2 protein-coding genes and 1 pseudogene are annotated in these 3,641 nt (G+C 68.8%); all 3 read left to right on the top strand.

The features are described from left to right. Nucleotides 1-271: hypothetical protein (locus HUK84_RS12390; protein WP_176640568.1), on the top strand; the 271-nt coding region annotated here is incomplete at its 5' end. A 75-nt stretch (nucleotides 272-346) separates the two neighbouring features. Next, nucleotides 347-3,241 (top strand): [protein-PII] uridylyltransferase, encoded by a 2,895-nt coding sequence (locus HUK84_RS12395; protein WP_176640569.1) that lies wholly within the window; start codon nucleotides 347-349, stop codon nucleotides 3,239-3,241. A 53-nt stretch (nucleotides 3,242-3,294) separates the two neighbouring features. After that, a pseudogene (locus tag HUK84_RS12400) lies at nucleotides 3,295-3,641 on the top strand (carboxypeptidase M32); the annotation flags it as partial.

Here is a 3,641-nt window from a genome sequence, read left to right on the forward strand (position 1 = left end):
GGCCCGCCTGCTGGCCGGGCTGGAGAAGGACCGCGCGGTGGGGGCGCGGCCGCTGCCGCTGTTCAGCGCCGGTGAAGCCAGGGCAAACGACGTTGGAGCGAAAGAGGCCGGGGTGAAAGACGTCGAGACAACCCAATCCGGGCCGGACGACGCCGGGCTGCCCGACGCGGTGCGGGACATGCTGGACCGCATGAACCCCGACGAGCTGACGCCGCGTACCGCGCTGGACATGGTCTATGCGCTCAAGAAACTGATGCTTGAAGAATCCTGACTTCTGGACCACGGATAGAGGAAAGTCGGATTATAATCCGACACCAGCCCCCTGCAGGAAATCGAACAAGCCGCGATGCCGACCCCGTCTTCTTTGTCCCCGTCCGCCGGGGATCTGACCCGAAGCCTCGCGGCGTCGCTCCGCTCGGTCACGACCGGCGCGCCCGTCCCGCGTGAGGAGGCGATCGGGCTGTTCCGCCGGCACCTGGCGCGCTTCCAGGCATCGGTGCGCGAGGAATTCGAGGCCCATCGCCTGCATGGCGCGTCGGCCGCCAAGCAGTTGGCGCTGCATACCGACGGGATGATCCGCACGCTGGTGGATTTCACGCTGGATTGCGCGCTGGCGGATGCGATCGGACCCGGCGCGCGGCATCTGGCGGTGGCGGCCACCGGCGGGTACGGGCGCGGCATGCTGGCCCCGTTCAGCGACATCGACCTGCTGTTCCTGACCCAGGAGGAGCCGTCGGCCGATATCAGCCTGGTCGTCGAATATATCCTGTATTTCCTGTGGGACCTGGGGCTGAAGGTGGGGCATGCCACGCGGTCGATTCCGCAATGCATCGCCGAGGCCGAAGCCGACACGACGGTGCGCACCACCCTGCTGGATGCGCGCCTGCTGGCCGGTGACGACGCGCTGTTCGCGATGTTCGAGGCCCGCTACATCGTCGCGTGCGTCGAGGCCGGGGCCGCGCGCTTCATCACCGACAAGCGCAAGGAGCGCACGGCGCGCCATCACCGTTTCGGCGACAGCCCATACCTGGTCGAGCCCAATGTCAAGGAAGGGCGCGGCGGCCTGCGGGACCTGCAGACGCTGTACTGGATGTGCCGCTACACGTTCGGCACGCGCCACGTGGCCGACCTGCTGTCGCCGGGGTTCGGGGCGCTGGGCCTGCTGACCGAGCAGGAGGCCCAGCGGGCGCGGCGGTCGTGGAATTTCCTGTGGAGCGTGCGGCTGCATCTCCATTACATCTCGGGCCGGGCGGAAGAGCGCCTGACCTTCGACGTGCAGCCGGTGGTGGGCGCGCGCATGGGCTATACGCGCCATGGGCGGCAGGTCGGGGTCGAGCGCTTCATGCGCCATTATTTCCTGACGGTGCGCGAGGTCATGCGCCTGACCCATGTGCTGGAACCCGCGGTGATGCGCCAGGCCCTGGGGGCCGCCGCCAACGCGCCGCAGGCCGACGGCACGATGCGCGACGCGGGCTTTACCGTGCTGGACGGGCAGATCCTGCCCGCGCGCGGCACCGCCTTCGACGACGAGCCGATCCAGATGATGCGGCTGCTGGAGCTGGCGCGCGCGCGCAAGCTGCCGATCCATCCGCTGGCGATGCACGAACTGATCCGCTGGGAACGGCGGGCGGCCAGCCTGCGGGGTGATCCCGAGGCATCGCGGATCTTCCTGGAATTGCTGTGCGGCAGTCCGCCGGACCGGGCAGGCCGGGCGGCGCGGGGCGAAACCAGGGAAGACGCCGGCGACGAAGCGCCGAGCTTCCACGCCACGGCGCAGGACCGGCGCCAGGGCAATGCCTATTGGCTGCACATCCTGAACGAGACCGGGATCATGGGCCGGCTGCTGCCCGACTGGTCGCGCATCGTCGGGCAGATGCAGTTCGACACCTATCATGTCTTCACGGTCGACGAGCATACGATCGAGGCCATCCGCATCCTGGGCCGGATCGAGCACGGGGCCATGGCGGACGAGATTCCGCTGGCCTACGACCTGGCGCGCAACCTGCAGTCGCGCCGCGCGCTGTATGTCGCCGTGCTGCTGCACGACATCGCCAAGGGACGCGGCGGCGACCATTCCGAGCTGGGGTCCGAGATCGCGCTGGGTGTCTGCCCCGAGATGGGCCTGTCCGGCGAGGAGACCGAGACGGTGTCGTGGCTGGTGCTGCATCACCTGCTGCTGAGCCAGACTGCCTTCCAGCGCGATATCGACGACCCCAAGACGATCCTGGACCTGGCGGACACGATCCAGTCGCCCGAGCGGCTGCGCCTGCTGCTGCTGCTGACGATCGTGGATATGCGCGCCGTCAGCCCGCGCGTGTGGAACGCCTGGAAGGCCACGCTGCTGCACGAACTGTATATGCGGGTGGCCGAGGTGCTGGAAGGCGGGCTGGCGACGACCGAGCGCGACATCCGCGTCTCGCGCGCCAAGGAAGCCGTCGCCGCCATCCTGGAGGAGGACGGCGCCAGCCGCGAGGAAACCGACCATTTCCTGGGGCTGGGCTATGGCAGCTATTGGCTGTCCTTCGACCAGGAGACCCATGCGCGCCATGCCCGGCTGATCCGCGAATCCGAGGCGCGGGACGCGCTGCTGACGGTGGAGACGCAGCCCCTGCCGGCGCGCGGCGTCACCGAGGTCACGATCTATGCCGCCGACCATCCGGGCCTGTTCTCGCACATCGCCGGGGCGCTGGCGATCGCGGGCGCGTCGATCGTCGATGCGCGGATCCATACGCTGATCAACGGCATGGCGCTGGATACGTTCTGGATCCAGGATGGCGGCGGCGAGGCGTTCGAGGAGCCGCAGCAGCTTGCGCGGCTGTCCGCGCTGATCGAGCAGACCCTGTCGGGCCGGCTGGATATCGGCAAGGAAATCGCCTGTGTCGGGCGCATGCGCTATGGGCGGCGGATGCGCGCGATCCACGTGCCGCCACGCGTGGTCATCGACAACCGCGCGTCGAACACCCACACGGTGATAGAGATCAACGGCCGCGACCGGCCGGGCCTGCTGCATGACGTCACCCGCGCCATCAGCGAGCATAAATTGCAGATCGCCTCGGCCCATATCACGACCTATGGCGTACGGGCGGTCGACGTGTTCTATGTCAAGGACCTGTTCGGCCTGAAGATCATGGACGAGAAGCGGCTGACCGAAATCCGCGAGGCGCTGCTGCAGGGCCTGCGCGAGGCCGAGGAAGCGGCGTCGGGCGAGGCCGGGCCGCCGCTGGAGACGCTGATCGCCTGAAGGCCGCCCCATCCGGCGCCGCCAGCCCATGGCGGCGCGCCAAGGAAGATGCCATGCCCGACACCGCGCCCGACACTGCGCCCGACGACCCGTCCCTGATCGCCTATGGGCAGCTTGCGCAGCATTTCGCGCGCATCGGCCGCATCCGCAATGCGCTGGGCATCCTGGGCTGGGACAAGGACGTGATGATGCCCGCCGGTGCCGGCGACAGCCGGGCCGAGAGCATCGCGACGCTGAACGTGCTGTGCCACGAGATGCTGACCGACCCGGCGGTCGAGACCCTGCTGCAACAGGCGCACGCCCCCGCCGGATCATGGGAAGCCGCGAACCTGGCCGAGATGCGCCGGGCCTATCTGCATGCGGCCTCGGTGCCGGCGGACCTGGTCGAGGCCACGTCGCG

It is taken from the genome of Nguyenibacter vanlangensis (genome assembly GCF_013376155.1).
GTDB lineage: Bacteria > Pseudomonadota > Alphaproteobacteria > Acetobacterales > Acetobacteraceae > Gluconacetobacter > Gluconacetobacter vanlangensis.

Coding starts and splice junctions, on each gene's coding strand:
- HUK84_RS12395 (WP_176640569.1), top strand. CDS start 347: ATGCCGACCCCGTCTTCTTTGTCCCCGTCCGCCGGGGATCTGACCCGA.